The sequence below is a fragment of the Actinomyces sp. ICM58 genome (genome assembly GCF_000283035.1).
Taxonomy (GTDB): Bacteria; Actinomycetota; Actinomycetes; order Actinomycetales; family Actinomycetaceae; genus Pauljensenia.
The window spans coordinates 1-3,177 of record NZ_ALIY01000118.1 but is presented as its reverse complement, the minus strand read 5'-3'; the positions used below and the strand labels follow the sequence as shown (position 1 = coordinate 3,177).

5 protein-coding genes are annotated in these 3,177 nt (G+C 68.0%); 3 read left to right on the top strand and 2 right to left on the bottom strand.

Features of this window, described 5'->3' with window-relative positions; translation table 11 throughout:
* Positions 1–72: 72 nt before the first annotated feature.
* Positions 73–1,470, bottom strand: a complete 1,398-nt coding sequence (locus HMPREF1138_RS05665) for a dihydrolipoyl dehydrogenase family protein (protein ID WP_009057582.1) — start codon at positions 1,468–1,470, stop codon at positions 73–75.
* 199 nt (positions 1,471–1,669) lie between these two features.
* Between HMPREF1138_RS05665 and HMPREF1138_RS05660 the strand changes: the two genes are divergently transcribed.
* From HMPREF1138_RS05660 to HMPREF1138_RS05650, 3 genes are read left to right on the top strand one after another with little or no spacing between them, the layout of a single operon-like run.
* Entirely contained in the window at positions 1,670–1,924 is a 255-nt protein-coding gene (locus HMPREF1138_RS05660; RefSeq protein ID WP_039937104.1) for a type II toxin-antitoxin system Phd/YefM family antitoxin, read from the top strand.
* A 40-nt stretch (positions 1,925–1,964) separates the two neighbouring features.
* Positions 1,965–2,237: a type II toxin-antitoxin system Phd/YefM family antitoxin gene (locus HMPREF1138_RS05655; RefSeq protein WP_009057581.1), complete on the top strand. Its 273-nt coding sequence runs from the start codon at positions 1,965–1,967 to the stop codon at positions 2,235–2,237.
* Positions 2,237–2,626, top strand: coding sequence for a type II toxin-antitoxin system VapC family toxin (locus HMPREF1138_RS05650; protein ID WP_009057585.1), 390 nt, complete (start codon positions 2,237–2,239; stop codon positions 2,624–2,626). Before HMPREF1138_RS05655 ends, HMPREF1138_RS05650 begins: the two co-directional genes overlap by 1 nt.
* A 49-nt stretch (positions 2,627–2,675) precedes the next feature.
* Here the strand turns inward: HMPREF1138_RS05650 and HMPREF1138_RS05645 are convergent.
* The coding region (locus HMPREF1138_RS05645) for an ATP-dependent helicase C-terminal domain-containing protein (RefSeq protein ID WP_009057580.1) at positions 2,676–3,177 on the bottom strand (502 nt) is incomplete at its 5' end.

Genomic DNA, 3,177 nt, shown 5'->3' with positions numbered 1-3,177 from the left:
CCCCGTCGTCTCTCACAGGTCCCGGGAGAGATCCGGGCGCGCCCCCACTGTGCCCCGGGGCGCGATGGGTGTTCAACCCAGCGAATCGAAGAGAACCTGCAGGCCCTCACCCATGGTCGGGTGCGCGATCGGCAGGAAGCGCAGCTGCTCGTAGGTCAGGCCGCCGACCATGGCGACATGCACGGCCGTGATGACCTCGGAGACGTTCGGGCCGATCAGCGTGGCGCCCAGAATCTGGTGCGTGTTCGCATCCACGACGGCCTTCCAGAAGCCATCGCCCGCGTAGCGCAGCGTCTTGGCGCGCGGAATCGCGGCCGTGGGAACCTTGGCGATACGCACGTCCAGGCCGGCCTCGCGGGCCTCGCCCTCGGACAGGCCGATACGCGCCAGCTCGGGGGTGGCGAACACCGCGTAGGGGATCGTGCGGCCCCGCGTGGTGGTCGTCGCATCCTCCAGGGACGCGCCCGTCAGCTGCGCGCGGATAATGCGGAAGTCCGACCAGGACGCGTGCGTGAACATGGGGGTGCCCGCGCAGTCGCCGGCCGCCCACACGCCCTGCGCCGACGTGCGCAGGTGCTCGTCGACCGCGACGAAGCCGCGATCGGTCAGCTCAACCCCGGCCTCGTCCAGGCCGATGCCGTCCGTGTTGGGCACGCGACCTGTGGCCACCAGGACCGCCTCGGCAGACACCGTCGAGCCGTCGGACAGCGTCAGCGTCGTCGTGTCGCCCTCGCGCGAGGCCGACTGGGCGCGGCCGCGCACAATCCGCACGCCGGCAGACGTGAGGCCAGCCTCGACGACGCGGGCGGCGTCCTCGTCCTCGCGCGGCAGCACGTGATCGCCCGACGAAATGAGCGTGACCTCCACGCCGAACGTCGCCATCATCGACGCGAACTCGACGCCGATGTAGCTGGCGCCGATGATCGCCAGGGAGGAGGGGAGCTGCTCCAAGCGCAGGATCTCCTCATTCGTCCACGCGCCCGACTCCCACAGGCCGGGAATCGCGGGACGCGCCGGACGCGAACCCAGGTTGATGAGGACGCGCTCGCCGCGGATCGTGCGCTCGCCGCCCTCCTCAAGAGCGACGGTCACCGTGCGCTCGCCCGTGAAGCGGGCCTCGCCGCGGATGAAGTCCAGGCCCGGGGCCGCGAACATCTTCTCGTGCGCGCCCACCATGGCGCCGACGATGCCCTCCTTGTGGGCGCGGAGCTTAGACAGATCCACGTGCGCGCCCTCGGTACCGACGATGCCGAACGACTCGTCCGTGCGCGCGTCGCTCAGGCGGCGAGCCGAGTTGACCAGCGACTTCGTGGGTATGCAGGCCACGTTAATGCAAGTGCCGCCAACGAAGCGACGCTCCACCATGGCGACCTTCCAGCCGGCCTTCGCGCGCTCCATCGCCAGGGACTTGCCGGCCTTGCCGCCGCCAACGACCAGCAGGTCGACGGTCTCGATTGCGTTCGTGGACATGGTTCTCCTTCAGGTTGTGAGGTGATACTTCCTCAACGCTCGCCCGGCCGATCTATTCCACAGGGTGAGCAGCCCGGACGTGTCACTTCTCACCCGCATATGACGAGATGGCAGTCGATTGGCTGTTGTATAGGAGCGGTGTGTCATAGTGTGGTCCTGCCGTTCGTTGAAAGTGCCTCCGGCATGCTTGAATAGAGCCATGAGGGCTCTAGAAATTGGTGATTTTAAGGAGGATGTTGGTGCCGCGCTCGCGCGGGCCTCATCCGGGGAAGTCGTCACGCTTACACAGGAGGGCCAGCCCGTCGCGGAGCTGGGTCCTGTGCGCATGTCGACCTACCAGCAGTTGCGCGACCTGGGCCTCGAGCGCCCCGCCATGGCGGACCTCGATGCCTATCAGATGCCGTCCAAAAACCTCCCTGACGGGCGGGGCGTCGTCGGTAAACTGCAGGACTGACGACGTTTGTCACCACGCTCCATGTGCTACCATGTAGCACATGGAGACTGTTGGTATTCGCGAACTGCGTCAAAACGCCTCCCAGGTGGTCGCCAAGGTTGCCGCCGGCGAGGTCATCACCATCACCGATCGCGGCCGCCCGGTCGCGCAGATGAGCCCCCTTGCGAGCTCATCGATCGAGCGGCTCCGCGAGCGCGGGTTGATAACCCCCGCCACTCGGACCTACGAGGAGTACCGCGCGTCGACAAAGCCGACGACAGGGCCTCCACTCAGCCCGGTTCTCCAGCAACTGCGCGATGAAGAGCGCTACTAATGGCGCTCTACTTCGACACGTCGGCGCTCGTCAAGCTCATCATCCCCGAGGAGGGGACAGAGGCGCTCGAGACGTTCATTAACCGCGCCGACTGCGGCTTGTGGACCAGTGAACTGTCGCGCACGGAACTGATGCGCGCGTGCGTGCGCCGGGGAGCGGATGCTTCCCAGGTGCGCCAGCTTCTGTGGAGTTTTTCCACGCTGACCTTCGACACTGAGATGTTCGACCTGGCGGGGCGGCTCCTGCCTGTGGAGCTGCGTAGCCTCGACGCGTTGCACCTGGCCGCCGCACTGTCGATTGGCCGCGATCTCCAAGCCATCGTCACCTACGACAAACGCATGGCTGACGCGGCGCGCAAGAGCGGAATCCCCGTCGAGTCGCCGTGCTGACTCGCTTGTGTCTCCGAGTGAGGCTCCGCGTGCTCGTGCGCACTTTCCGCTACTTCCGCCGCTTGGCGCGGTTCGTGGGTTCGGCGTGCAGCGGGTCCTCGGGCCACGGGTGCTTGGGGTAGCGTCCGCGTAGTTGCGCGCGCACGTCCCGGTAGGGGCCCGCCCAAAACGACGTCAGGTCGGAGGTGACCGCCGCGGGGCGCCCCGCCGGGTCCGTCAAGTGCAGCACCAGGGGAACGCGCCCGTCCACGAGCCGGGGCGTGTCCGTCCACCCGAAGGCCTGCTGGACGCGCAGGGTGAGCACCGGGTGCGGTCCGCTCCAGTCGATGGGGCGCGTGCCCCCGGAAGGAATCGGGAGCTTCTCGGGCGCCAGCTCGTCCAGGCGAGCAGCCTGCGGCCACGGCAGCATCGAGCGCAGCGCGTCCAGCATCGAGACCGAGGAGAGGGGAGCTCCTGACGCGAGGCGCCGCCCCCACGGGGTCAGCCACTGGCGCGCGCTGCTCGCCAGGGCCTCGTCGGACACGTCCGGCCAGGGTGCGCCGAGCGCCTCG

Excerpts from the sequence above, each read along its gene's own strand:
- HMPREF1138_RS05655 (WP_009057581.1), top strand. The coding sequence starts at position 1,965 with ATGGAGACTGTTGGTATTCGCGAACTGCGTCAAAACGCCTCCCAGGTG.
- HMPREF1138_RS05660 (WP_039937104.1), top strand. The coding sequence starts at position 1,670 with ATGAGGGCTCTAGAAATTGGTGATTTTAAGGAGGATGTTGGTGCCGCG.
- HMPREF1138_RS05650 (WP_009057585.1), top strand. The coding sequence starts at position 2,237 with ATGGCGCTCTACTTCGACACGTCGGCGCTCGTCAAGCTCATCATCCCC.
- HMPREF1138_RS05665 (WP_009057582.1), bottom strand. The coding sequence starts at position 1,470 with ATGTCCACGAACGCAATCGAGACCGTCGACCTGCTGGTCGTTGGCGGC.